This window comes from Salinigranum halophilum (genome assembly GCF_007004735.1).
Classification (GTDB): Archaea; Halobacteriota; Halobacteria; order Halobacteriales; family Haloferacaceae; genus Salinigranum; species Salinigranum halophilum.
In genome coordinates, this window is record NZ_SSNL01000005.1 from 624,182 (window position 1) to 646,974 (window position 22,793).

Below are 22,793 nucleotides of genomic sequence, written 5' to 3' on the forward strand. Positions count from 1 at the left end.
TCACGTGCGAGGCCGATAACCGTTCACCCCGACGTCGAGAGGGCCCCGGTCAGTCGACCACCACCGTGCGGCCGGCGCGGTCGGCCGCCTCGGTGAGCGCCCGCGCGGTGTACGCCCGAAGCAACTCCTCGCGGTACTCGGCCGAGACGTGGTGGTCGCCCATGAGCGTCGACTCGTCGACCCCGTCCATCGCGGCCGCCGCCGCGGTGTCGATGGCGTCCTCGCCGAGTCGCTCGTCGACGAGCGCGTCCTCGGTCCCGGGGAGGCGGATGGCGTGGTCGAACGCCCCGTTGGCGGCGACGCGAGCGGAGGTGACGACGCCGTCGTCGAGTTCCAAGACGGCGGCGACGCCGACGACGGCGTACCCCGACGAGGGACTCGGTTTCTTCGCGTAGACGCCGACACCCTCCTCGCCGAGGACGGGAACGTCGATGCGGGTGAGCAGTTCGCCCGGTTCCGTCGCCGTGGTGAAGATGGCGACGAAGAAGTCGTCGGCCGGGACCGTCCGTTCGCCGTCCGGGCCGACGAGCGTGAGCGTCGCGTCGCTCGCAAGCGCGGCCGCGGGCAGGTCCGATGCCGGGTCGGCGTGTGCGAGGTTACCGCCGATGGTGCCCCGGTTGCGGACCTGGACGTCGCCGATGGCGGCGGCCGCCGAGACGACCGCGGGGCAGGCAGCTTCGAGCGCGTCGTCCTCCGCGATGGTCGCATAGCGCGTGAGCGCGCCGAACCGGGCGACGTCGCCGTCGACCGTGACGCCGTGTAACGCGTCGATGCCGGAGATGTCGACGACCGCGGGGGGGTTCGCGAGGCCGAGTTTCATCGTCGGCAAGAGCGAGTGCCCGCCCGCGAGGAGTTCCGCCTCCGGGTTCGCCTCAAGGAGGGCGAGCGCCTCGTCGACCGTCCCGGCACGGTAGTAGTGGAAGTCGGGGGGGAACATCACTCCGCACCCCCGTCGGTCGCCGCGGCCCGGTTCATCGCCTGCCACACCGCCTCGTCGGTCACCGGCATGTCGATGTGGTCGACGCCCAGCGGCGAGAGCGCGTCACAGACGGCGTTGACGACGGCCTGCGGCGCGGCGATGGTTCCCGCCTCGCCGACGCCTTTCACCCCGAGCGGGTTGTGCGGGCACGGGGTCACGGTGTGGTCGGTCTCGAAGTGCGGGAGTTGGTGGGCCTTGGGGACCGCGTAGTCCTGCATCGACCCCGTGACGAGGTTGCCGCTCTCGTCGTAGACGACGCCCTCGAACCGCCCCTGCCCCAGCCCCTGCGCGATGGCACCGTGGACCTGCCCTTCGACGATCTTCGGGTTGATCTGCTCGCCGCAGTCGTCGACGGCGACGTACTTCTCGAACGACAGTTCGCCGGTGTCGGCGTCGACTTCGACGACGACGACGTGAACGCCGAAGGGGTACACGAGGTTCTCGGGGTCGTAGAACGACTCCTCTTCGAGCCCGGGCTCTAGCCCCTCGGGGAGGTCGTGAGCGAGGTACGCCTGACGGGCTACCTCCTGGATGTGGATGGCACGGTCGGGCGCGCCCGTCACGCTGAACTCGCCCGATTCGAACTCGAGGTCCTCGGTTGCGACCTCGAGCTGGTGGGCGGCGATCTGGCGGGCCTTCTCGACGGCCTTTCGGGCGCTGGTGAGGACGGCCGCACCGCCGACGGTGACGCTTCGGCTCCCGTAGGTACCCATCCCCATCGGGACCTCGTCGGTGTCGCCTTCCACCACGTCGACGTCGTCGAAGTCGACACCGAGTTCGTCCGCGACGATCTGCGCGTAGGTCGTCTGGTGGCCCTGGCCGTGTCCGGAGGTCCCACAGAAGACGGTCACCTTCCCGGAGGGGTGAAAGCGGACGACACCCGTCTCCCACAGCCCGAGTTGGCCACCGATCTGTCCGACGATTTCGCTCGGCCCGTACCCGCATGACTCGACGTAGCTGGAGATGCCGATGCCGAGGTACCGTCCCTCCGCGCGCAACTCGGCCTGCCGTGCACGGAGGTCGTCGTAGCCCACGAGTTCGAGCGCCCGGTCCAGGGGCTTCTCGTAGTCGCCGCTGTCGTACAGATAGCCCGCGGTGGTCTCGTAGGGGAACTCGTCGGACGGGATGTAGTTCCGCCGACGGAGGTCGGCGGGGTCCATCCCCACCTCCTTCGCGGCGAGGTGGACGAGTCGTTCGATGACGTAGCTCGCCTCGGGGCGACCCGCACCTCGGTACGGTTCCGTGGGGACCGCGTTCGTAAAGGCCTCGGTGACGGTGCAGTGCATCGCCTCCATCGCGTACTGGCCGGGGAGCATCGGCGCGTACCCCCACGTGGGGTTGAGCGCCCCGAACGTCGAGACGTAGCCGCCGAGGTCGCCGTCGGTGTGGACGCGGATGGCGAGGATGTCGCCGTCGTCGGAGAGTGCCATCTCCGCGTGCGTCTCGTGACCGCGGCCGTGGCCCGTCGAGGCGTACCCTTCCGTGCGGGTGGCGACCCACTTCACCGGCCGTTCGAGTTGCAGCGCGGCCCAGATGGTGAGCGCCTCGTCGGGGTGAGCGGAGTCCTTGCTCCCGAACCCACCGCCGACGTCGGGGGCGACGACGCGCATCCGGTGCTCGGGGAAGTCGAGCATCTCACAGAAGAAGCGGCGGTGCAGGTGCGGGCACTGCGTCGACATGTGGACCGTCGCCTTCTCCGTGCTCGCGTTGTACTCCGCGAGGACGGCGCGTGGCTCCATCGCCGTCGGGAGCAGGCGCTGGTTCACCAGGTCGAGTTCGACGGTGTGGTCGGCGCGGTCGAACGCGGCGTCGGTGTCCTCCCTGTCGCCGATCTCCCACTCGGCAGCGACGTTGTTCGGTGCCTCCTCGTGGAGCTGTGGGGCCCCCTCGGTCGTTGCTGCGCCGGGACTGGTCACGGCGTCGAGTTTCTCGTACGTGACGTCGATGGCGTCGGCGGCGTCGGCCGCGAGGTACCGGCGCTCCGCGACGACCGCCGCGACCGGCTGGCCCTGGAACCGGACCCGCTCGCGGGCGAGCATCGGATACGGCGGCGTCTTCAACTCGGGGAGGAGCCAGACGGGTGGGACCTCGCCCGTCACCCCGGAGGCGGCGACGTCGGCGGCGGTGTAGACGGCGACGACCCCCTCCATCGCCTCCGCGGCGCTCGTGTCGATGGCCTCGACGCGAGCGTGAGCGTGGTGGCTCCGGGTGAAGGCGAGGTGGAGGAGGTCCTCCCGTGAGATGTCGTCGGTGTACTGGGCGTCGCCCGTGAGCAGCGGCCGGTCCTCACGTCGTCGCACGGGCGACCCGCGCAGGCGCTGGGCCTCGTGAGCATCGATGAACTCGGGCGTCGAGGACATCTCAGTCACCCCCTCGGTCGCCGCCGTCGGTCGCCGCCCGCATCGTCTGTGCGGCGCGCTCCACCGCGTTGACGATGTTCTGATACCCCGTGCAGCGACAGAGGTTCCCCTCGAGTGCCTCGCGAATCTCCTCGCGCGAGGGGTCGGGGTCGTGCGCGAGCAGGTCCAGCGAGGTCATGAGCATACCGGGCGTGCAGAAGCCACACTGCAACCCGTGTTCCTGGGCGAACGCCTCCTGGAGCGGGTGGAGTTCCCCCCCGTCGACGAGGCTCTCGACCGTCTGGACCTCGCTTCCGTCGCACGCCGCCGCGAGGAGCGTACAGGACTTGACCGCCTCGTCGTCGACGAGGACCGTACAGGCCCCGCACATACTGGTCTCGCACCCGACGTTCGTCCCGGTGTGGCCCAGGTCGTCTCTGAGCGCGTGGACGAGGAGTGTTCGCGACTCTACCGTCAGGTCGTGTGCGGTTCCGTTCACCGTGAGTGTGATGTCGTGTGTCGTCATGGGTTCGCCCTCCAGTGTCTCCAAACGGTGGAGACGGCTGCCTCACGCGCGCCATCGACTGACGCCCGTATGTGTGTAGTGGTAACAATACACGTGTTAGGGCACACGACGGACAGTGGGAAATAGATTACCCGGGTGTCGGGGCAAGGCGCGCGTTGAAGTCCGTGCGCGGAGTAGCAGCGGACTGTGACGCGTCGACAGGAGGACACGGCACCGTCGGCCGGGCGGGAGAGCCACGGTGTCGACACGGCCGACGTGGCCGAGACGACAGAACAGATCGGCATCACCTGTAACCCCGACCACGCGGTGTTCTCGACCGTCGCAGCGAACCTCGTCGAGCGGGGCTACGCGGTGACGTTCTTCGACTGCGAGCGACCCGTCAGCGAGGAGTTGCTCGCGGACCTGGCGCTGTTCGTGAGCAAGAAGACCCGCCCGGCCTCCGTCGAGACGCTCGTGCGTGCGGAGCGGTTGGGGGTGCCGACGTGGAACAGCGCGACGGGGGTGGTCGCCTGTGTCTCGCGGTTCTCACAACTCTGTCTGCTCGAAGGCGTCGGGTTCGCGGTCCCCGCCGCGTCCCGGACGAAGCCGGACGGCGAGTACGTCGCCAAGAACCGCTACCACTGGAACATGTCGCCGGAACTCAACGGGGAGGGTGACCTCTACGAGGAGTACCTCCCGGCCGAGCGGGTCGACTACAAGTACTACGTCGTCGACGACGGCGAGCGCCTCCACGTCCGGGTGCTCCGGGCCACGTCGAAGCTGTTCGGCGAGAAACGGATCGTCGGCGAGGCGGACGCGCGTCCCGAACACGTCGAGCGTATCGCCGACCTCATGGACCGGACGGGGATGTGTGCGGTCGGCGTCGACCTCGTCCGCGTCGACGACGACTGGTACGCCGTCGACCTCAACCCCTGTCCGAGCTTCCGGGAGACCGGCCTCGAAGCGGCGCTCACCGACTCGGTCGCCGCGTGCGTTCGGAACCCCCGTCTGAATATATAGCACAACATAGCCACACGTAGTAAACGATTACCGACGGCAACACGGAGGGACGCTATCGAATCGATGTACGAGAGAGGGAGATTCTCACGGGGGAGAAGCGAACGACACCGCCGGTGCCGGCACGTCCGAACGCGGTCGGGCCCGGTCGTCGAGAGAACACACGTCGTCGGGGAGGACGGCGCATGACCGTCGCGGACGACGCACGAACGAACCGGCTCGACAGCCGGCTCATCGCGCGCTGTGAGGAGATTCCGAGCACCCCGCCCGTCGGCGACTACGTCGTCATCGACGTGTTACACTTCTCGAACACGGTCATCGAACTGTTCGAGAACGGTGCGTCGTCCGTCCACATCACGGACGAACGCGGCGAGGAGCCGGCGTTCAAGTCGGCGAACCCCGAGGCCCGCATCGGCGGCGGCGCGACGCCCGCGTACGACCCCGAACCCGGCTACGACTTCTTCAACTCGCCGAGCTACGTGCAGGGGGTCGACGTCGCCGGCCGGCCGGTCGGGATGACCTCCTCGAACGGGGGCCGAGCCGTCGCCCGCCTCCGAACCACACTCGACGACGAGAGCGCGGTGTACGTCGGGTCGACGATGAACGCGAGCGCGCTCGCGACACACCTCCGCGACCGCGACCGCCCGACCTACCTCGTCAGCGCCGGCTCGCAGGGGTCTGTCGCGCTCGAAGACCACGTGGGAGCGACGCTCATCAGTCGCGCGCTCGATGGCATCGAGCTCTCGGCGGCGGAGAAAGCGGTGTTCGCCCAGCAGGTGAAGGTCGCGAAGGGGCCGAACTACGCCGAGAAGAACGACCTCCGTCGGCGCGACGTCCACGACTACGCGCTGGCGTTCGACAGTCGCCAGGCGGTGCCCCGGCTGGACGGGCGGGCGCTCGTCGACGTGGCGCGACACGGGAGCGGCCCCGCCTCGGACTGAACGGGACGAACCGCTATATCGCTCGACGTCCTCCACCCGACGATGAGATTCGGTGCCGCGCTCGACCTCCGCTACGACCAGTCGTTCGAGGCGTTCGTCGCGTTCCTCCGCGACCGGGACCTCTCGCACGTCGAGCTCCGACAGGGCTACCTCGACACCCACCCCGATGCCCCATCCGCGGCGCGCGTGCGCCGGGTCGCCGCGGAGGCGGACGTCACCGTGACGCTCCACGCGCCGTACCGCGACTGCAACCTGGGGAACCTCAACGAGCGTCTGCGGGAGGCGACCGTCGAGGCGGTGTGTGACTCACTCGACTTCGCGGCCGAGGCGGGCGCGGCGGCGGTCGTCGTCCACGGCGGGTCGGCGCGGCCGCGCTACCCCGAACGCGTCCAACGGCAGTCACGCGAACGGGCGGTCAGGTCGCTCCGCACGTGCGGGCGATACGCCGAGCACGTCGGCGTCCCCCTCTGCGTCGAGAACCAGCGCGACACCTCCTCGAAGCGGCGGAACACCGCGACGCCCGAGCGTCTCGCGGCCCTGCTCGACGACGTCGGCGTCGACTCCGTGCGGGTGACACTCGACGTGGGCCACGCGAAGGTCGCCGGCGTCGACTACCGGGCGTTCGTCGACCGGTTCGGCGACCGCATCACCGTCGCGCACCTCCACGACAACGACGGGGCCGACGACGACCACGACCCGCTCCCGACGTTCCGGTCCGTCGGGGCGGCGGTCGGTGCGCCGTACAACGTCCTCGAGATGAAATCACTGGCCGACATCGAGCGCTGCGTCGCGGGGCCGACGGACGACTAGGCAGTCCCACGCGTCGCCGGCGATGGTGTTCTGTGCACGGCGCTCGTACGTGACGCCATGGCGCACGCGAAGCTGGTCGTCGACCTGCCACCGACGACGTGGATCGGCGAGGTGTCGGCGGCGCACCCCGAGGCCGTCTTCCGCGTCCTCGCCGCGATGCCGACCGAGGAGGCAACGGCGGGAGTCGGACTCCTCGAACTCACGTCACAGGAGCAACAGGGCGTCCTGACCGCCATGGAACGCCACCACGGTATCGAAGACATCGACGTCCTGCAAGCAGGAGACAGCGAGGCGCTCGTCCAGTTCGAGACCACCCAACCGTTCCTGCTCGCGGCCGTCCGCAACTCGATGATTCCCCTCGAACTCCCGGTGAAAATCGTCGCCGGGCGGGCGAGCCTGGAGGTGACGGCGGCGCAGTCACGGCTGTCCGAGCTGACGAGCCAACTCGAGTCGTTCGGGCTGTCGTACGAGGTCGAGTTCCTCCGGCAGTCGCCCGACTCGTCGGAGGTGCTGACGGCACGGCAGCGCGACCTGCTCGCGACGGCCGTCGAGCGCGGGTACTACGACACGCCCAGAGCGTGCACGCTCACCGAACTCGCCGACGAACTCGACCTGGCGAAGTCGACGCTGAGCGAGCGGCTTCACCGCATCGAGGGACGGGTGTTGAAGGAGTTCGCGTCGTCATCGGGCGTCGACGCGAGGACGAGGTAAAGGGGAGGGACGACTCACGGCGTCAGTTCGCGCTCGAGGTCCCGGTCGCGGGCGGTGCCGTCGGACTGGACGGGTCGGGTGCGGGGCACGACTCGACGACGCCAGAGTCGGGCGGACGCCGACCCGAGGAGGCGTCTGACGAGCGGGCGCTTCCGTGCGGTGTCGCCGGCGAGAACGCGCTCGACGCGGCGCTCGAGAGTCGACTCGTCGATGGTGCCCGCGACGTACTGGCGGGTGAGTTCGTCGAGCGGGTCGGGGCGTCGGACGGCGTCGGTGACGCGGCGGTCGACCCGTCGGGCGACGAGGACGACCGCAGTCGCGAGACCGACCGTCGCGAAGAGCCCGGTGCCGGCGAGGAGGGCGAGACCGAGCGCGTTCACCTCGCCCGTCAGGAGGAGCGAGAGGCCGGCGAGGGCGAACGCCGCCCCGAGGACCGAGAGGCCGACGCCGACGAGACTGAGGGCGGCGACGACAACGGCGAGGGAGAGCACGACTCTGAACAGTGCGAGCGTTCGGGGGTGGGTCACCTCGGAGTCCATACGTGAGAGAACCACGGCGAGTGTCATAGCTGTATCCGCTCGGTCGCCGACAGGCGTTTGTGGCCGCCGTCCCTCCCAGAAGAGGTGGAAGTGCCAGCGTCCGTCGCCGCCGTCGTCGACCGCGAGTTCGGCAGCGACGTCACTGCCGTGACGCGGCTCTCGGGAGGGTGTAAGGACACCTACCGGGTCGACCTGCGTGCGCGGACCGTCGTCGTCGCGTTCCCCCGAGCGACGTGGTACGAGCGGGCGTTCGCGCTCGAACCGGCGCTCATGCGACTCGTGCGGACCGAAACGTCACTCCCGGTGCCGCGCGTGCTCGCGAGCGACGTCACCGGGGAGACGATGCGGCCGTACCACGTGACCGAGTACGTCGACGCGCCGGACCTCCACGGACGGTTCGCCGCCTCTCCGCGGGAGGCCCAGGCGACCCTGCTGGAAGCGGCCGGGCGCGCGCTGGCGACCCTCCACCAGGAAGTGGAGTTCGCGTCGAGCGGGCCGTTGCGGGCCGTCGACGGGGAGGTTCGGGTGGAGCCGCACGCGTCGTGGCCGGCGTTCCTCGCGGCGCTCGTCGAAGAGTGGGTGGCCGAACTCGACGAGCGCCGCTTTTCGGACCTGCGCGGGACGTTCACGACGGCGCTGACGCCGGACGCGTTCCTCGACGTCGACCCGAACCCGGTCTGTCTCCACTTCGACTACGCGCCCGGGAACCTCCTCGCGCGTGGGACGGAACTCGTCGGCGTCGTCGACTGGGGCTTCGCCGTCGCGGGCCACGCGGAGTACGACCTCTTCCAGTTCGAGAAGAACTTCCTCCTCGGCCAGGTCGAAGACCGGAGGGTCAGAGACGAGTTGCGCCCGCACGTCACCGCCGGCTACCGCGAGCGGCGGAGCCTCGAAGCGGGGTGGGAGCGCCGTCGGGCGTTCTACCGGGTCGCGTACAAACTCGCGAGCATGCGGTCGTTCCACCGATGGGCCGGGGACGAACCCGCACAGGCAGACGCCCTCGCCACGCGACTCCGAGACGAACTGGAGACGGACCTCGAACGGCTCCGGGCGTACGAGTAACCCGGTCAGCTGGGGTCGTCGACGGTCGCAGGCTCAGGCCTGAGAACCGGACCCGTGGCTTCAAGTCCGGCCGGCCGAGAGGCGAAGTATGAACAGACAACAGCTCATCGCGCTGGTCTTCGTCGGCATGATGGTCCTCTCGTCGGTCGGTGCCGTCGCCAGCGTCTTCTGACGAGGCAGTCGCCCGCGGCCTCACTCCTCCGTCTCACCGTCGTGTGCGTACTCGCGGAGCGTCGCGAGCGGAACGTCGTCCAGCACGGCCGCACTCGTCGCTTCGAGGACGAGCGGCGGCGCGCAGTCGGCCTCGCAGGCTTCGAGCCATCGCCCGACACAGACACACCAGCAGTCGCCGGGGTGGAGCCCGGGGAAGTCGAACTCCGGACGGGGCGTGACGAGGTCGTTCCCCTGGTCGCGGCTGAACTCGAGGAACTCCTGGGTGACGACGGCACACATCTCGTGGCGTCCGCGGTCGGACGGCAGATGTCGGCAGTGTCCGTCGCGCAGGTAGCCCGTCTCGGGGGCGCGGCTACAGGGTGCCAGTGCCGTGCCGAGGACGTTCGCTTCCTCCTCGTCGGCGTTTCCGTCAGTGCGCATGCGTGTCGCTCGGCCTCGCCGGAGAAAAGTCCGCTGGCGTCGGTCACCGGCGGGGAGCGGAAGCGGCTCGGAACGGACCGAAGCGGCCGTGCAGCCGAGACCGAGACACGGCGGGTCCGTCACGAGCGGTCGGTTCTCGTTCTCGATACTGATTCAGTCGCACATATCGTTATATCAGACTACTCGAACTGTGGAAGCAACATGAGAGAGGAACGAGACGCGACCCGGCCGGCGACGTCGGGTGGCGAGACAGTGGCGGCGTTTCGGCCGGGAACGAACGTGCTGGTCCGCGGCCCGTCGCTCGCGGGGAAACGCACACTCGCGCTCGGACTGCTCGCGGCGCTCGCGGGCGACGAGCGGCCCGTCGTGGTCTCCGCCACCGCCGACGCGGCGAGCATCCGGCGACAGTTCGGGACGGCGGGTGGTGCCGAGATGAGCGACGACTGTTACGTGGTCGACGCGGTGCGCTCACAGTTCTCCGGGAGGGTGATTCGGACGGACGGCGGCGACAGACGGACCTGGTACGCCTCGTCGCCGAACGACCTGACCGGCCTGGGAATCTCGACGACGCGCGCGCTCTCGGCCGTCCACGCCGAGGGGGGACGCCCCCGAGTCGTCGTCGACAGCCTCTCGACGCTCCTGCAGTACAACAGCCTCGAGCGCGTCTACCGGTTCCTGCACGTCATGAACAGCCGGGTGCGAGCCGTCGACGGCGTCACCATCCAGGTCATCCACGCCGACGCCCACACCGAACGGGAGGTAGCGACCCTCGCGCACCTGTTCGACAGCGTGGTCGACGTGACGGTGGGTCCCGACGAGGACGCGGTCGACGTCCGGACGAGCAGGACGCGGCGCTCGTTCTCGCTGTCGGAGTTTCTCTCGTCGGTCGCCGGGGGCCGTCCGACGGTCTGAAACGCGTGTCGGGTCAGGCGAGTCCGGCGAACTCGGCGAGGTCGAGTCGGTCGAGCGTCTCGGAAGTCGGAGCGCCGTCGTCGTCCCACCCGCGGAACGCGTAGTAGTCGTCGAGCATCCGCTCCAGTTCCTCGGGCGGGCAGTACATCCCCTGGGAGGGTCCGTCGGGGATGGGCTCGTGCATCACGCGGTGGGGGAGGGTGTCCGCCTCGCGGCTCGCGACCCCGCGGGAGACGTTGATGAGTCGTTCGAGGTTGTAGACGCGTTCGCCGATGGCTTCGACGTCTCCCGTGGAGAGCGACCAGCCGGTCGCGTGGTTGATGACGTCGCGGTAGCGGTCGTTCACCGTCTTCCCCCACCCGCCCTCGCTCACGAACCGACACTGGGTGAGCGAGTCGCCCAGCGCGGTGAAGTGCTGTGAGCGCGCCGCGAACTCGGGGGAGTTCTCGGGCGTGAACGGCTCCTCACTCCCGTACTGTAGCGTGGGGCGGGTGTCGTGGTGTGAGCCGCCGCGGGTGGCTGTCGCGTAGCCGATGCTCATCCCCTTCAGCCCCCGCGGGGAGTGGGCGGCGAACTCGAGCCCCTTCGAGCCGTGGAGGTACTTGTCGGCCTCCCCGCCGAGGTCCCGCGCGAGCGCGAACGACCCGTCCGCGAGTCGGTCGCCGAACCCCTCCCGGTGGGCGGTCTGGCGCGTCAACTCGACGAGCCCGTCCGCGTCCCCGAACGCGAGGTGTGGCGAATCCGTCTCCGAGAGGAGTCCCTTCTCGAAGCACTCGCGGGCGAACGCGACGGTGACGCCGAAACTGATGGTGTCCATGCCGAGGCGGTCACAGAGGTCGTTGACCTTCACCACCCGGGGGAGGTCGTAGACGTCCTGCATCGTTGCGGTCCCGAAGAGGCTCTCGAACTCGGGTATCTTCCCGTCGGTGACGCCCTCGGACTCGACGGTGACGTGTTTCCCGCAGCGGACGGCGCAGTTCGCACACGTGGTGTCCTCGGTGACGTACGCCTCGCGGAGGGTCTCACCGCTCACCTGCTCCGCCGTGGCGGCGTCGGTCTGCTCGGTCTGATTGTTCCGCTGGCCGAGCTTCCCCATCTCGTTGATGGGGTTCACCAGCCCGGCGGTCCCGTAGTTCTGGAGCATCGTCGTCTCCTGCATGAGCGGGGCCATGCGGCTCGCCGTCAGTTCGCGGAGGTCGTCGTTCCGAGCGATCTCCGGCTCGAACGAGCCCTCCCGGATTGCGACGGCTTTGACGTTCTTCGAGCCCAGCACGGCCCCGGCACCCCCGCGCCCGGCGACCCCTTCTCGGAGCTTCGACTCGTGGAGCAAGCAGGCGTATCGGACCTGGTGCTCCCCGGCGGGGCCGGTGGCGATGACGTGCGTGTCGTGGCCCACTCCCTCCAGGTCGCGGACCGCCGAACAGGTCTCGTAGGTGTCTCGCCCGACGAGGTCGTCCGCCGGTTCGATGCGAGCGCCGTCTTCGCTCACGACGACGTAGGAGCTGTCGGGGGCACGGCCGTGCAGGACGACGAGTTCGAAGCCGGTCGTCTTCTGCGCGCGAGGGAAGGTGCCCCCGAACGTGCTGTCGAAGAAGCCGTTGGTCATGGGCGAGACGAAGCCGACGACACCCCGGGAAGTGCTCTGGAACGGCGTCGCGTTCAGCGGGCCGACGCCGAAGGCGACGACGTTCTCGGGGTCGAAGGGGTCGGCCGCGGGAGGGACGTGGTCGGCGACGGCCTTGGCCACGAGGCCGTTCCCGCCGAGGAAGCGACGGGCGTCCGCGGGCGCGATGGGCTCGGTCTCGACCGCGCCGGTGTCGAGGTGGACGTGGAGGACCTCGCCACCGTAGACGGGGGGCAGCGCGTCTGTCACTGGCTCGGTCCCCCGTTGCCCACCGCAGCCGCCGGCGTCGACTGCCCGCACGACCCTATCTCGAACTGTGGAGTTTCGTGTGTCATGTGTGTCCTCTTGTCGGGTGTTGTGAACGTCCCGCACGGATGAAGCGTGTGTGGACGGGGATGTGGAGCCAGGACATAAGTTCTCTCCTCGCCCGCCTGCCGCACACGGGCCGCGAGTAGACTGCACGAACGTCACGGATGTCGGTTCCTCGCGGGACAGATGCGTGAAACACAGCCGTCGAGAGAGACAGTTCGAACCGGACTGCGTCGAGGAGAAAATCCGATTAGCGACAGTTCGTGTGACGAAAGAGCAGATATTGAACGGTCAAAAGTATTTATCACCGAGACGCCCGACGAACGTTCATACAGAAGAATGACCACGAACGAGCCCGACCTCGAGACGAGCGTATAGAATGGACGAACAGAGACTCATCCCCGGCGAGGTCGACCCCGGCGAGGGGAGCATCGTCATCAACGAGGGGCGCGAGACCGCGACCGTCGACGTCGCCAACACGGGCGACCGCCCCATCCAGGTCGGCTCGCACTTTCACTTCTTCGAGGCGAACCGGGCACTGTCGTTCGCGCGCGAGGAGGCGTTCGGCATGCGACTCGACATCCCGGCCGGGACGGCGGTGCGGTTCGAACCCGGCGAAGAGACCGAGGTCGACCTCGTCGCGTTCGGCGGGAAACGCCGCGTGAGCGGGCTGAACAACCTGACGAACGGGGCGACGAGCAAGGGCGCGCCGGCGGACGCGCTCGAGCGGGCCCGCGACGGCGGTTTCGAGGGGGCATAACCGTGGCGCGCGAACTCTCGAAGAAGCAGTACACCGACCTGTACGGCCCCACCGAGGGAAGCCGAGTCCGCCTCGGCGACACGAGCCTCGTCGCCGAAGTCGAAGCCGACCTGGGGACGCCGGGTGACGAGGCGGTGTTCGGCGGGGGCAAGACGCTGAGGGATGGAATGGGGATGGCCCCGGGCGTCACCGCCGAGGAGGGCGCGCTCGACTGGGTGCTGACGAACGCGACGGTCATCGACCCCGTCGTGGGCATCGTCAAGGGCGACATCGGCATCAAGGACGGCGTCATCGCGGGCATCGGGAAGTCCGGCAACCCCAACACGATGGACGGCGTCGACCCCGAACTCGTGGTCGGCCCCTCGACCGACGTCTACCCCGCCGAGGGCCTCATCGCGACCGCGGGCGCGCTCGACATCCACGTCCACTTCAACAGCGCTCAGCTCGCAGAACACGCGCTCGCGTCGGGTATCACGACGATGCTCGGCGGCGGTTACGGCGGCGGCGCGACGACGGTGACGACCGGTCCGGTGAACATCGAGCGGTTCCTCCAGGCCGCCGAGGCGTGGCCCATCAACGTCGGTTTTTATGGAAAAGGCAACTCCTCGGGGAAGCCGGGGCTGTACGAGCAGGTCGAAGCCGGAGCGGTCGGCCTCAAACTCCACGAAGACTGGGGCTCGACGCCGGCGGTCATCGACACCTGTCTCGAGGTGGCCGACGAGATGGACGTCCAGACGTGTATCCACACGGACACGCTGAACGAGGCGGGCTTCGTCGAGGACACCTTCGACGCCATCGACGGCCGGACGATGCACATGTTCCACATCGAGGGCGCGGGTGGTGGCCACGCCCCTGACATCCTCGAACTCGTCGGTGAACCTAACGCCCTGCCGTCGTCGACGAACCCCTCGATGCCCTTCACGACCAACACGTTCGACGAGCACCTCGACATGGTGATGGTGTGTCACCACCTCAACCCCGACGTCCCCGAGGACGTCTCCTTCGCCGAGTCCAGAATCCGCCACGAGACGCTCGCCGCCGAGGACGTCCTCCACGACATGGGTGCGGTGAGCATGATGACCACCGACTCGCAGGCGATGGGCCGGATGGCCGAACTCGTCTGTCGGACGTGGCAAACAGCGGATAAAATGAAGAAACAGCGGGGACCGCTCCCCGGCGACGAAGGCTCCGAAAACGACAACGAACGCATCCTCCGGTACATCGCGAAGTACACCATCAACCCCGCCATCACGGCTGGCATCGACGACTACGTCGGCTCGCTTGAGAGAGGCAAGCTCGCGGACGTCTGTCTGTGGGACCCCGCGTTCTTCGGTATCAAGCCAGACCTCGTGATGAAAGGGGGCTTCCCCGCGCTGTCGAAGATGGGTGAAGCGAACGGCTCGTTGATGACCTGCGAGCCGATGAAACAGCGGCCGCGTGCGGGGGCTGTCGGCAAGGCCAAGAACGCCCTCAGCCTGGCGTTCGTCTCGCAAGCAGGGTTCGACAACGACGTCGGCGAACAGTACGGTCTCACGAAGGAGGTAGTCCCCATCAAAGGGACCCGGAGCCTCGCGAAGGACAGCATGGTCCGCAACGACTACTGCCCCGAGGGTATCGCCGTCGACCCCGAGACGTTCGAGGTGACCATCGACGGCGAGGTCATCACCTGTGAGCCCGCCGAGGAGATTCCCCTGGCACAGCGGTACACGCTCTGAGAAGACACCAATGCAACTCACCCCCAAAGACGAAGAACGACTGACCGTGTTCATGGCCGCAGAGCTCGCCCGCCGCCGCAAGGAGCGCGGGCTGAAACTCAATCACCCCGAGGCAGTGGCGTACATCTCCGACTGGGTGTTCGAGCGGGGCCGCGACGGTAAGGCGGTCGCGGACATCCGCGCGGAGGCGACCGAACTGCTCTCCCGCGAGGACGTGATGGAGGGCGTCCCCGAGATGATCGACATGATCCAGGTCGAGCCCACCTTCCCCGACGGGACGAAGCTCGTCACCATCCACGACCCCATCAGAAGAGACGAACCGCTGGAGGTGGGCGAGTGAGCCGCACCGAGGGCGAGAGTGAGGACACGAATCGCCCGCGGACCTATCGGGACGTTCCCGTCGTCGGCATCGGCGGGCCGGTCGGTTCGGGGAAGACCTCACTCATCGAGCGTCTCGTTCCGCACCTCAAGACGGACGACCGGACCGTCGGCCTCATCGCCAACGACATCCTCACCCAGGAGGACGCGATGGTGCTGAAGGAGGCGTTCGCGGGCGAGATTCCCGACGACCTCGTGCAGGGCGTCGAGACCGGCGCGTGCCCCCACACGGGAATCAGAGAGGACCCGACGATGAACCTCGACAAGGTGACCGAGTACGCCCAGAACTACCCGGAACTGGACCTCGTGCTCCTCGAATCGGGCGGCGACAACCTCGCGGCGACGTTCAACCCCGAACTCGCCGACTACTTCATCTACGTCATCTCCGTCGCCGAAGGCGACGACATCCCCCGCAAGCGCGGCCCGGGCGTCGTCGACTGTGACCTCCTCGTCATCAACAAGACCGACCTCGCCCCACACGTGGGCGCGGACCTCGACGTGATGCAGCGCGACACCGAAGACGTGAGAGGAGAACGGCCGTACGTCCTCACCAACTGCAAGGAGGAGACGGGCATCGAAGCGGTCGCCGCACACATCGAACGGGAGGTGCTGTTCGCGTAGATGGCGACGTCGACGAGCACCGAGGGCCCGCCGCCGGAGTTCCGGTCGTACGCGGCGGAGTCGCTCGCACAGTCGCCCGCGGGTGCCGTCGGGAAAGGCGGAACGCTCGACCTCCGCTTCGCCCGGGGGAGCGACGGCCAGTCGCGGCTGGTGTACGACCGCGCGACGGTTCCCTTCCACCTCACCGGGGGGCTGTACCACGACGAGGCGATGCCCGACATCGCCTCCGCGTACGTCCAGGACCCGACGGGCGGTATCGCACAGGGCGACCGGTACGAGTCGACCATCGAGGTCGAAGCCGGCGCGTACGCGCACGTCTCGACCGGGAGCGCGACGAAGGTCCTCCGGATGGAGCGCAACTACGGAGCCTCGACGACGGAAATCGCAGTCGGCGAGGGTGGTTACCTCGAGTACCTGCCCGAGCCGACCATCCTCCACGAGGACGCACGCTTCTGGCAGCAGGTCGACATCGACCTCGCACCCGACGCGGCGGTGTTGTTCGCGGACGTCGTCGTCCCGGGTCGACTCGCTCGCGACGAACTGTTCGCGTTCGAGCGCCTGCACACGAGCGTCGAGGCACAGCGCGACGGCGAGACCCTGTTCGCCGACGCGGTCCGACTCGAGGGCGGAGACCACCTGTGCGGGCCGGGGCTGTTCGGCGAGTTCAGAGTGGTCGGGACGTTCTACGTCGTCGCGCCCGGGTACGACGACGTCGCCGAACTGGCGGACGACCTCCACGAGTGCGTCCAGTCCGACGGGGACGAGGCGGACCCATCGGCCGTCGGCGGCGCGTCGGTCCTTCCGCGGGAGTCTGGCGTCGTCGTCCGCGTGCTCGGGGACCGCTCGAGCGACGCGACGGCGCGGTTTTACCGGGTGTGGGACCGGGCCCGAGAAGCGCTCGTCGGGGCCGGCGCGCCGGACACGAGGAAGTTCTGATGCGCGTCGCACACGGTCCCGTCGAGGCCGAGGGGACGGCGGACGCGGGGCGCATCGTCGTCGACGAGACGCAGCGGCGGCGCTCGCGGTTCCGAACCCGGACGAGCGCCGACGAGGAGGTCGGCGTCGTCGTCGACGGTGCGCGGGTGCTGTCGGCCGGCGACGTCCTCGAGACCGATGACGGCGAGCGGTTCGTCGTCGAGCTGGAGGCCGTCGAGGCGCTCGTCGTTTCGTTCGCGGGCAGGTCCGACCCCGCATCGATGGTCGTCGCCGGGCACGCTGTCGGCAACCGTCACTGGGACCTCGTCGCCCACGACGGGCGGGTGTACGTCCCCACGGGCGGCGACGCCGAGGGACGAATCGAGTTCCTCGAACCGTACCTGCCGGCGGACGCGCAGGTGCGCGTCGACGCCGTCGAACCGTCGCTGTTCGACGAGAGCGAGACGGGCCACGGCGGCGGAGCGAGCGGGCATAGTCACGCGGACCCCGGTCACTCACACGACCACGACCACGCGGACCACGACCACGGACACACGCACGGAGACACCACCACGATGACGCGCGACAGACTCAGGAGCATGACGAGAGAGACGACAGATGAGTGAACACGACCACGGAAGTGAAGACGGCGGCGACGCGAGCGCGTCACTCGCCGCGTTCCAGTTGGCGGACTCGTTCCTCCCGGTCGGGACGTACACCATCTCGTACGGGGTCGAACAGTTCGCCGCGACGGACCGGGTCGAGACTGCCGCGGACCTCGAGGCGCTCCTCCACGACTATCTCCGACAGCAGGTCGGCCCCTGCGACGTCGTCGCCCTCGCCGCGGCGTGGGACCGGACGGGCCGAGCCGACGCGGACGACGAGGCGATTCTCGACGCGCTCGCCGCCGTCGACGAGCGCCAGCAGTCGGTGACGCTTCCGAAGGAGTTCCGCGAGAGTTCGGAGAGTTCGGGTCGGCGTCTGCTCGAACTGGTGGCCGAGACGACGGACGACGCGCTCGTCGACGCGTACTACGGCCGCGTCCTCGACGACTCCGTCCCCGGAAACCACGCGGTCGCGCTGGGGTTCGTCGCTCGGCGACAGGGGATTGCACGGGAGGAGGCGTGTCTGCTCGCCTGTCACTCGTTCGTGGTCGGACTGCTCGGAGCGGCACAGCGACTCGTTCGCCTGACCCACACCGACGCACAGCGCATCCTCACCGCGTTGCGGCCGGTCATGCGAGAGGTGTGTGAGACGTACGCCGGGCGCGACCCGGAGACGATGGCACCGTTCGCCCCGCTGGTCGACGTCATGGGGATGGGGCACGAACGCGCCGAGCGCCGGCTGTTCGTCAGTTGAACGGGGACGTCGTCAGGCGAACCGTTCGATCGTCGTCCGGAGCTGGTCGCGGACCACCGCGGCGTCCGTCGAGTCGACGCTGACGGAGGTCGTGCGCTCGTCGGCGTCCGCGAGTTCGGTGAGGAGGCCCGCGCGGCGGTCGACCTCGACGAAGACGGTGAGGGCGTCGGCCGCGGGGAGGAAGACGAGTTCGACCTCGTCGACCCGGCCGCCGAATGGGCCGCCGGCGGCGTGGAACTCGAACTCCTGGACGAACGACTGCCCGGACGCGTAGCGCCCCGCGCGGTCCACCTGGCACTCGGCGGCGCGGAACGAGAAGCCGAGGTCGTCCATGGCGTCGAACACCGCCTGCATCCGCGGGGTCGGGTCGACCTCCAGATGGTCTCGGTCGTCGGGGTCGACCGCCATCGCGATGTCGAGTTCAGTCTCGACCCACACCTGCACGCGGCCGAGTGTCACGGGTGTCGCGTAGGGGATATCGATGGTCGCCGTCCGGACGTCGCTCTCTCCCGGTTCGACGGTGAAGTCGTCCGAGAGACGGAGTCGACCCACGGAGACCTCCGTGTACCCGTCGTCGGTCGCACACTGTGTCTCGACATCGAGTTCGACCGCGTCGACGGACTGTTCGGCCGACCCACCCTCGATGTGAATCTCGGCGTCGACAGACTGTCCCGGCTGGACGGTCGACGAGGCCAACACCGTGTCGACGGTCGCGTTGCCGATACCGATACTCGCGAGGACCTTCTTCATGCACCGAACGGCGTGGTCGCCACAGTGATATGTCTTCTGTCAGCCGGAGGGCGCGCCCGGAGCGACCGACGCGGATGACGTCGGCGTCGGTACCGGCGTTCCCAGTTGGCTGAAACCGCCGGGACGGTATTTATACCGAGCTGACGACACTTCGACCAGAGGTGTTCGTGCAGCAATGAACGTGAACGACGCGACAGTCCTCCTCGTGGTGACGAAGACGGTGACGCTCATCCTGGGTGCGCTCATCACCTTCCTCGCGTATCGGGCGTTCCGTCGACAGCGAGCACCGGCGCTCAGAGCACTGATGGTCGGGTTCGGCCTCGTGACGGTGGGGTCCGCGCTCGGGGGGACACTGTACCACATCGCCGACGTCGGGTTCGCCCTCGGCGTCGGAATCGAGAGTCTCGTCACTGCCGCCGGCTTCGGCGTCCTCGTCTACTCGCTGTACCTCAGCGTCGACGATGCGGAAGATTCCCCCGCTGCGGCCAGTCGCACCGTCTCCGAACGGGAGGGACACCGACGGGGCGTGAACTGAAACGGACTGGAACACATCCGGAGCCGGCCGTCGTTACGCGTCCCGGGACGAACATGTTCGGGACGGCGCTGAGGACGGTACGGAGCGTACGGTCGTGTATGCAGACGACACCGACGACGGCGAAGACGACCGAGACAGAAGAGACCGACCCCCGACAGACGACGGTCACGGTCCGATGCACGGGACACGTCCGGACGGCCATCGGCACGCACGAACTCGAGTTCGCGTTCCGAGGCGACACCCTCCGTGAGTTCCTCGACGCGTTCTTCGCCGAGTACGACGTCGCCGACCTGCTCATCGCGGAGACGGACGCGGAAGCGACCGCCCACGGCTGGGCACCGGTCGACGAGCCGCCGGGAAGCTGGCGGAAGAACCCCGAAGGGGAGAACACGCGCTGTTACGCCAGGGTCTGTGTCAACGGTCGGTTCAACGAGAACCTCGACGGACTGGACACGACGCTCGAAGCGGGCGACCGCGTCGCGCTCATCTACCCGTTCATGTTCTGCTGCTGAACGGGCCGGAGAAGCGAGGGAGAACGTCGAGGCGGCTCAGTACCGCGAGGGGAGGAACGCCAGACCGATGAGGAAGACGATGCAGAGACCAGAGAGGATGGTCACGCCCCAGAGGCCGTTCTTCTGTTCGGTGAACTGGTCGATGTCGTCGTTCTGTGCGCGGTAGCTCTCGAAGTCCTGGGTCAGGACGACCGTGTCGTTCGTCTGGAAGAACGCAAGATAGGTCTGACCGCTCAGGGTGACGTTGGCCTGGTCACCGACCTCGACAGTGTTCTCCTGCGGCGCGTTCCACGAGAGGGTCACGGCGTCGGTCGCGACGTCGACACGGGTCTGGTTCCCGTTGTAGTCGAGCGTCTGGCTCTCGGAGAGTTGTTGGGTCTCGGGGGTCGGGAAGTACTCGCTGGCGGGAACGAGCGTCGAAGAGTTGTTCTCGGTGATGATGACGAACTCCTGGCCGTCGCGGGTGACAGTCTCGTTGTCCGCGTTGGTGTCGTTGGCGAGGATGCCCGCGCGGTCGATGGACTCACGCAGGGTGGCCGACGTGGGGTCCGACGCGTTCGGGATGACGACGTCCCACTCGTCGTTCTCGTACGTCACGGTAGAGCCGTTGTCCCACGTCTCGGTGTAGAGCGCAGACTGGTTTGTCCACGCGAACGCCGCGGTGCGGGTAACCGTGACGGTGGTGCCACCGTGGTCGCTGCTTTCTTCTTCCACTTCGGTGTTCACCGTGGTTGCGGTGTACTGTTGCCCGTCGATGGTGAACTCGTCACCCTGTTCGAGCGCGTGTTCGGGGTTCTCGAAGCCGATCGTCGGTTCCTCGGCGGTCGCGATGAGCGAGTACGACGCCGCACCCACGACCAGGAAGAACGCGACGTAGATTGCCGCGGCGCGTCGTTGCATAGTCGGACGATGGGCCACGCGGTGTATAACGGTTTCTGAACAGACCGCCGGCCGGTTGCCCCGCCCGGAGTCGGCTCACTCCTCGCTGCGCTGCCGCTCGAACCGGTGTCGGACCACCGGTGACTCGTCGTCCCACTCGAACGAGTCGTGGACGGCCTCGAGTCGCCGTCGGTACGCGTCGAGGTCCTCCGAGCCCTCGGCGCGGGCGTCGGCGTCGGTGAGGTCACCCAGGCTGCGTTCGTCGACCGCGGTGACGACGAAAGTCGTGCCGTCGATGTCGAACGTGTCGCCCTCGTCCGCGTAGCGGTCACCGCGGTGTAACTGTGTCAGTGTCCCCGCGAGCGCCATCTGTTCGACACGCTCGTTCGGGAGGAGGTCACCGGCATCGATCGTTGCCATACTGATACGCGAGGGTTCGGCGGTGAAAAACCCGCGGCCGCGCGCAGACACGAAGCGTTACGGACAGGCCGACGTCCCGAACCGAGTAGCTATCAAACTGTTAGCTGATTCTAAAACGAATCACTATATATCTCGCATCCGTACCGGAGGTATGGCAACGAGAGAGACGGCGGACGCCGACGACCGCTACAGCGAAGAGGCGTGTGTCGTCATCGACTCGCTCGAACAGATCGGTTCACAGTGGCGACTCATCGTCCTTCACGACCTCCAAGAGGGCGAGAAGCGGTTCAACGAACTCAAGCGCTCGACGGGGTCGAGCGCACGGACGCTCTCGCGCGTCCTCGACGACCTCCAGGAGACGGGCTTCGTCGACCGGCGTCTCGAGGAGGACGCGCCCGTCGCGACGTACTACTCGTTGACCGCCAAGGGGGAGTCGCTCGCACCGGTGTTCGACGCGATCGAGTCGTGGGCGAACGAGTGGCTCGCCGAGGACGGGTCCGCGACAGAAGCGGTCGGATCGCTCACGTCGTAGGTGGTATGGAGAGTTGGGGGAGGGGACACCCAACTCGGCAGCCGGTCAAGAGAGAGTCGACGGCCGCCAACGTATCATTACCATATGGTTATCATAACTCTTACGGGAAAGTCGCTGGCCGAGGAGTGAGACCCGTCTACCCACTGCAGCGGCGGAGCCCCGTATGACAAAAATCACCAGTATCGGCATGGTGAACCAGGGACTCACGCCCGGTTCAGGGGTCGTCCCAGGTTTGGAGCTTCACGCGCTCACCGGTGTCAGTCGTCCAGTACAACTGCACGAGCACGCCTCGGTCGGCGCGGACGACCCCGGCGTCACCGTCGCTGACGACGCCGTTCCACGAGACGCGGCGGCGCACCCCGTCAGCCGTCACGACGAGGTCGGCGGCCTCGACCGGATCGCCACCGCGGTGTGTGAGCTGGACGTGTGAGTCGTTGAGTCGCTCAAGCGACCAGGTCGCGCTGGGCGCGTCCGCGATCTCCACCGATGGTCCCCCGAGGCCCGCAACGACCACCCCGACGACGCCGACGACGATGAACAGTGCGATCGCGACGCCGAACAGGTTCAACAGCCGGTCACCGTCGTCGATCATCGGGACTCACGGCTGTCTGAGAGCCACGACGGGTCGGACGAGGGGGAAATCATCTCCAGAGCGATATCGACGGCGAACGTACAAAAACGTCGGCCGTCAGTCGCTCCACCTCGTCGGCTGTCGCTCGGGGAGTGAGTGACCGCGAAGGAGAGCCAAGGGCCGGATTTGAACCGGCGATGATCCGCTCTGCAGGCGGACGCGTTAGGCCGGACTCTGCCACCTTGGCGCGCTCGAAGCTACTCCGGTGAGGCGCTTAAGCCTCACGCTTCGGGCGAGGTGGTCGGACGCCGGGGGTGGAAGCTTCGAAAGACGAAACCCCCCACGAACACCGCGCCCGTGAGGGGCTATCGAACCCCGAGCCACTGGCTCGAGACGAGTGAAGGACGAGTATGAGTGGAGGCGGCGAATCGGTGTTCCCAGGGGGTCGCCCACCCCAGTACTTGCCGACACGCAGGCGAGCTTAACTTCCGTGTTCGGGATGGG

At 68.0% G+C, this 22,793-nt stretch carries 26 protein-coding genes, 1 tRNA gene and 1 rRNA gene; 16 read left to right on the forward strand and 12 right to left on the reverse strand.

All coding sequences use genetic code 11. The features are described from left to right. Nucleotides 1-49 precede the first annotated feature (49 nt). The 3 genes from E6N53_RS15250 to E6N53_RS15260 are packed head-to-tail and all read right to left on the reverse strand — an operon-like array spanning nt 50 to nt 3,844. Nucleotides 50-937: an FAD binding domain-containing protein gene (locus E6N53_RS15250; RefSeq protein ID WP_142860400.1), complete on the reverse strand. Its 888-nt coding sequence runs from the start codon at nt 935-937 to the stop codon at nt 50-52. After that, entirely contained in the window at nt 937-3,339 is a 2,403-nt protein-coding gene (locus tag E6N53_RS15255) for a xanthine dehydrogenase family protein molybdopterin-binding subunit (RefSeq protein ID WP_142860401.1), read from the reverse strand. Before E6N53_RS15255 ends, E6N53_RS15250 begins: the two co-directional genes overlap by 1 nt. Before the next feature lies 1 nt (nt 3,340). Beyond that, nucleotides 3,341-3,844, reverse strand: coding sequence for a (2Fe-2S)-binding protein (locus E6N53_RS15260; protein WP_142860402.1), 504 nt, complete (start codon nt 3,842-3,844; stop codon nt 3,341-3,343). Nucleotides 3,845-4,030: 186 nt separating this feature from the next. Between E6N53_RS15260 and E6N53_RS21270 the strand changes: the two genes are divergently transcribed. From E6N53_RS21270 to E6N53_RS15280, 4 genes are all read left to right on the forward strand, one after another. Then, complete coding sequence (locus E6N53_RS21270; protein WP_236642373.1) at nt 4,031-4,843, forward strand: ATP-grasp domain-containing protein; 813 nt, start codon at nt 4,031-4,033, stop codon at nt 4,841-4,843. Between the two features lie 182 nt (nt 4,844-5,025). Further along, the gene (locus E6N53_RS15270) at nt 5,026-5,781 is read left to right on the forward strand and encodes a 2-phosphosulfolactate phosphatase (RefSeq protein ID WP_142860403.1); all 756 of its coding nucleotides are present in this window, start codon (nt 5,026-5,028) and stop codon (nt 5,779-5,781) included. Between the two features lie 42 nt (nt 5,782-5,823). Then, a complete protein-coding gene (locus E6N53_RS15275; protein ID WP_142860404.1) occupies nt 5,824-6,591 on the forward strand; it encodes a sugar phosphate isomerase/epimerase family protein in 768 nt (255 codons plus the stop codon). Between the two features lie 57 nt (nt 6,592-6,648). Then, the gene (locus E6N53_RS15280) at nt 6,649-7,302 is read left to right on the forward strand and encodes a helix-turn-helix domain-containing protein (protein WP_142860405.1); all 654 of its coding nucleotides are present in this window, start codon (nt 6,649-6,651) and stop codon (nt 7,300-7,302) included. 14 nt (nt 7,303-7,316) lie between these two features. On the opposite strand, the gene E6N53_RS15285 is transcribed toward E6N53_RS15280, so the two are convergent. Continuing rightward, a complete protein-coding gene (locus tag E6N53_RS15285; RefSeq protein WP_142860406.1) occupies nt 7,317-7,841 on the reverse strand; it encodes a hypothetical protein in 525 nt (174 codons plus the stop codon). A gap of 84 nt (nt 7,842-7,925) precedes the next feature. Here E6N53_RS15285 and E6N53_RS15290 point away from each other — a divergent pair, with 84 nt between their 5' ends. Next, complete coding sequence (locus E6N53_RS15290) at nt 7,926-8,903, forward strand: phosphotransferase family protein (protein ID WP_161596570.1); 978 nt, start codon at nt 7,926-7,928, stop codon at nt 8,901-8,903. A gap of 192 nt (nt 8,904-9,095) precedes the next feature. Here E6N53_RS15290 and E6N53_RS15295 read toward each other — a convergent pair whose 3' ends face one another. Beyond that, nucleotides 9,096-9,497, reverse strand: coding sequence for a DUF2237 family protein (locus tag E6N53_RS15295; RefSeq protein WP_142860408.1), 402 nt, complete (start codon nt 9,495-9,497; stop codon nt 9,096-9,098). Nucleotides 9,498-9,698: 201 nt separating this feature from the next. Between E6N53_RS15295 and E6N53_RS15300 the strand changes: the two genes are divergently transcribed. Next, a complete protein-coding gene (locus E6N53_RS15300) occupies nt 9,699-10,409 on the forward strand; it encodes a DUF7504 family protein (RefSeq protein ID WP_142860409.1) in 711 nt (236 codons plus the stop codon). Between the two features lie 13 nt (nt 10,410-10,422). Here the strand turns inward: E6N53_RS15300 and E6N53_RS15305 are convergent, their stop codons facing one another. Next, on the reverse strand, nt 10,423-12,333 hold the full coding sequence (locus E6N53_RS15305) for an aldehyde ferredoxin oxidoreductase family protein (protein ID WP_142860410.1): 1,911 nt from the start codon (nt 12,331-12,333) through the stop codon (nt 10,423-10,425). A gap of 388 nt (nt 12,334-12,721) precedes the next feature. Between E6N53_RS15305 and E6N53_RS15310 the strand changes: the two genes are divergently transcribed. The 7 genes from E6N53_RS15310 to E6N53_RS15340 are packed head-to-tail and all read left to right on the forward strand — an operon-like array spanning nt 12,722 to nt 18,090. Further along, a complete protein-coding gene (locus E6N53_RS15310; RefSeq protein WP_142860411.1) occupies nt 12,722-13,102 on the forward strand; it encodes an urease subunit beta in 381 nt (126 codons plus the stop codon). 2 nt (nt 13,103-13,104) lie between these two features. Further along, nucleotides 13,105-14,817, forward strand: coding sequence for an urease subunit alpha (ureC, locus tag E6N53_RS15315; protein WP_142860412.1), 1,713 nt, complete (start codon nt 13,105-13,107; stop codon nt 14,815-14,817). A gap of 10 nt (nt 14,818-14,827) precedes the next feature. Next, complete coding sequence (locus E6N53_RS15320) at nt 14,828-15,157, forward strand: urease subunit gamma (RefSeq protein ID WP_142860413.1); 330 nt, start codon at nt 14,828-14,830, stop codon at nt 15,155-15,157. Then, a complete protein-coding gene (gene ureG / locus E6N53_RS15325) occupies nt 15,154-15,816 on the forward strand; it encodes an urease accessory protein UreG (RefSeq protein ID WP_142860414.1) in 663 nt (220 codons plus the stop codon). The genes E6N53_RS15320 and ureG overlap by 4 nt, the downstream gene beginning before the upstream one ends. Next, on the forward strand, nt 15,817-16,752 hold the full coding sequence (locus E6N53_RS15330) for an urease accessory protein UreD (protein ID WP_142860415.1): 936 nt from the start codon (nt 15,817-15,819) through the stop codon (nt 16,750-16,752). It begins immediately after the preceding gene. Then, the gene (locus E6N53_RS15335; protein ID WP_142860416.1) at nt 16,752-17,357 is read left to right on the forward strand and encodes an urease accessory protein UreE; all 606 of its coding nucleotides are present in this window, start codon (nt 16,752-16,754) and stop codon (nt 17,355-17,357) included. Before E6N53_RS15330 ends, E6N53_RS15335 begins: the two co-directional genes overlap by 1 nt. Then, a complete protein-coding gene (locus E6N53_RS15340; protein ID WP_142860417.1) occupies nt 17,350-18,090 on the forward strand; it encodes an urease accessory protein UreF in 741 nt (246 codons plus the stop codon). The genes E6N53_RS15335 and E6N53_RS15340 overlap by 8 nt, the downstream gene beginning before the upstream one ends. 12 nt (nt 18,091-18,102) lie before the next feature. Here the strand turns inward: E6N53_RS15340 and E6N53_RS15345 are convergent, their stop codons facing one another. After that, a complete protein-coding gene (locus E6N53_RS15345; protein WP_142860418.1) occupies nt 18,103-18,840 on the reverse strand; it encodes a sporulation protein in 738 nt (245 codons plus the stop codon). 175 nt (nt 18,841-19,015) lie between these two features. Here E6N53_RS15345 and E6N53_RS15350 point away from each other — a divergent pair, with 175 nt between their 5' ends. Both E6N53_RS15350 and E6N53_RS15355 read left to right on the forward strand, forming a co-directional pair. Further along, nucleotides 19,016-19,375, forward strand: coding sequence for a DUF7521 family protein (locus E6N53_RS15350; RefSeq protein ID WP_201741164.1), 360 nt, complete (start codon nt 19,016-19,018; stop codon nt 19,373-19,375). A gap of 98 nt (nt 19,376-19,473) precedes the next feature. Continuing rightward, complete coding sequence (locus E6N53_RS15355; RefSeq protein ID WP_136592524.1) at nt 19,474-19,887, forward strand: MoaD/ThiS family protein; 414 nt, start codon at nt 19,474-19,476, stop codon at nt 19,885-19,887. 36 nt (nt 19,888-19,923) lie between these two features. On the opposite strand, the gene E6N53_RS15360 is transcribed toward E6N53_RS15355, so the two are convergent. After that, entirely contained in the window at nt 19,924-20,787 is an 864-nt protein-coding gene (locus tag E6N53_RS15360; protein ID WP_142860419.1) for a hypothetical protein, read from the reverse strand. A 75-nt stretch (nt 20,788-20,862) separates the two neighbouring features. Further along, the gene (locus E6N53_RS15365) at nt 20,863-21,186 is read right to left on the reverse strand and encodes an ASCH domain-containing protein (RefSeq protein WP_142860420.1); all 324 of its coding nucleotides are present in this window, start codon (nt 21,184-21,186) and stop codon (nt 20,863-20,865) included. Between the two features lie 151 nt (nt 21,187-21,337). Here E6N53_RS15365 and E6N53_RS15370 point away from each other — a divergent pair, with 151 nt between their 5' ends. After that, the gene (locus tag E6N53_RS15370) at nt 21,338-21,718 is read left to right on the forward strand and encodes a winged helix-turn-helix transcriptional regulator (protein WP_136603565.1); all 381 of its coding nucleotides are present in this window, start codon (nt 21,338-21,340) and stop codon (nt 21,716-21,718) included. Between the two features lie 214 nt (nt 21,719-21,932). Here the strand turns inward: E6N53_RS15370 and E6N53_RS15375 are convergent, their stop codons facing one another. From E6N53_RS15375 to rrf, 3 genes are all read right to left on the reverse strand, one after another. After that, nucleotides 21,933-22,310, reverse strand: a complete 378-nt coding sequence (locus E6N53_RS15375) for a type IV pilin domain-containing protein (RefSeq protein ID WP_142860421.1) — start codon at nt 22,308-22,310, stop codon at nt 21,933-21,935. Between the two features lie 150 nt (nt 22,311-22,460). After that, nucleotides 22,461-22,536 (reverse strand) — tRNA-Cys (locus tag E6N53_RS15380). A gap of 168 nt (nt 22,537-22,704) precedes the next feature. Beyond that, nucleotides 22,705-22,793: ribosomal RNA gene (gene rrf / locus E6N53_RS15385) — 5S ribosomal RNA — on the reverse strand; the annotation flags it as partial.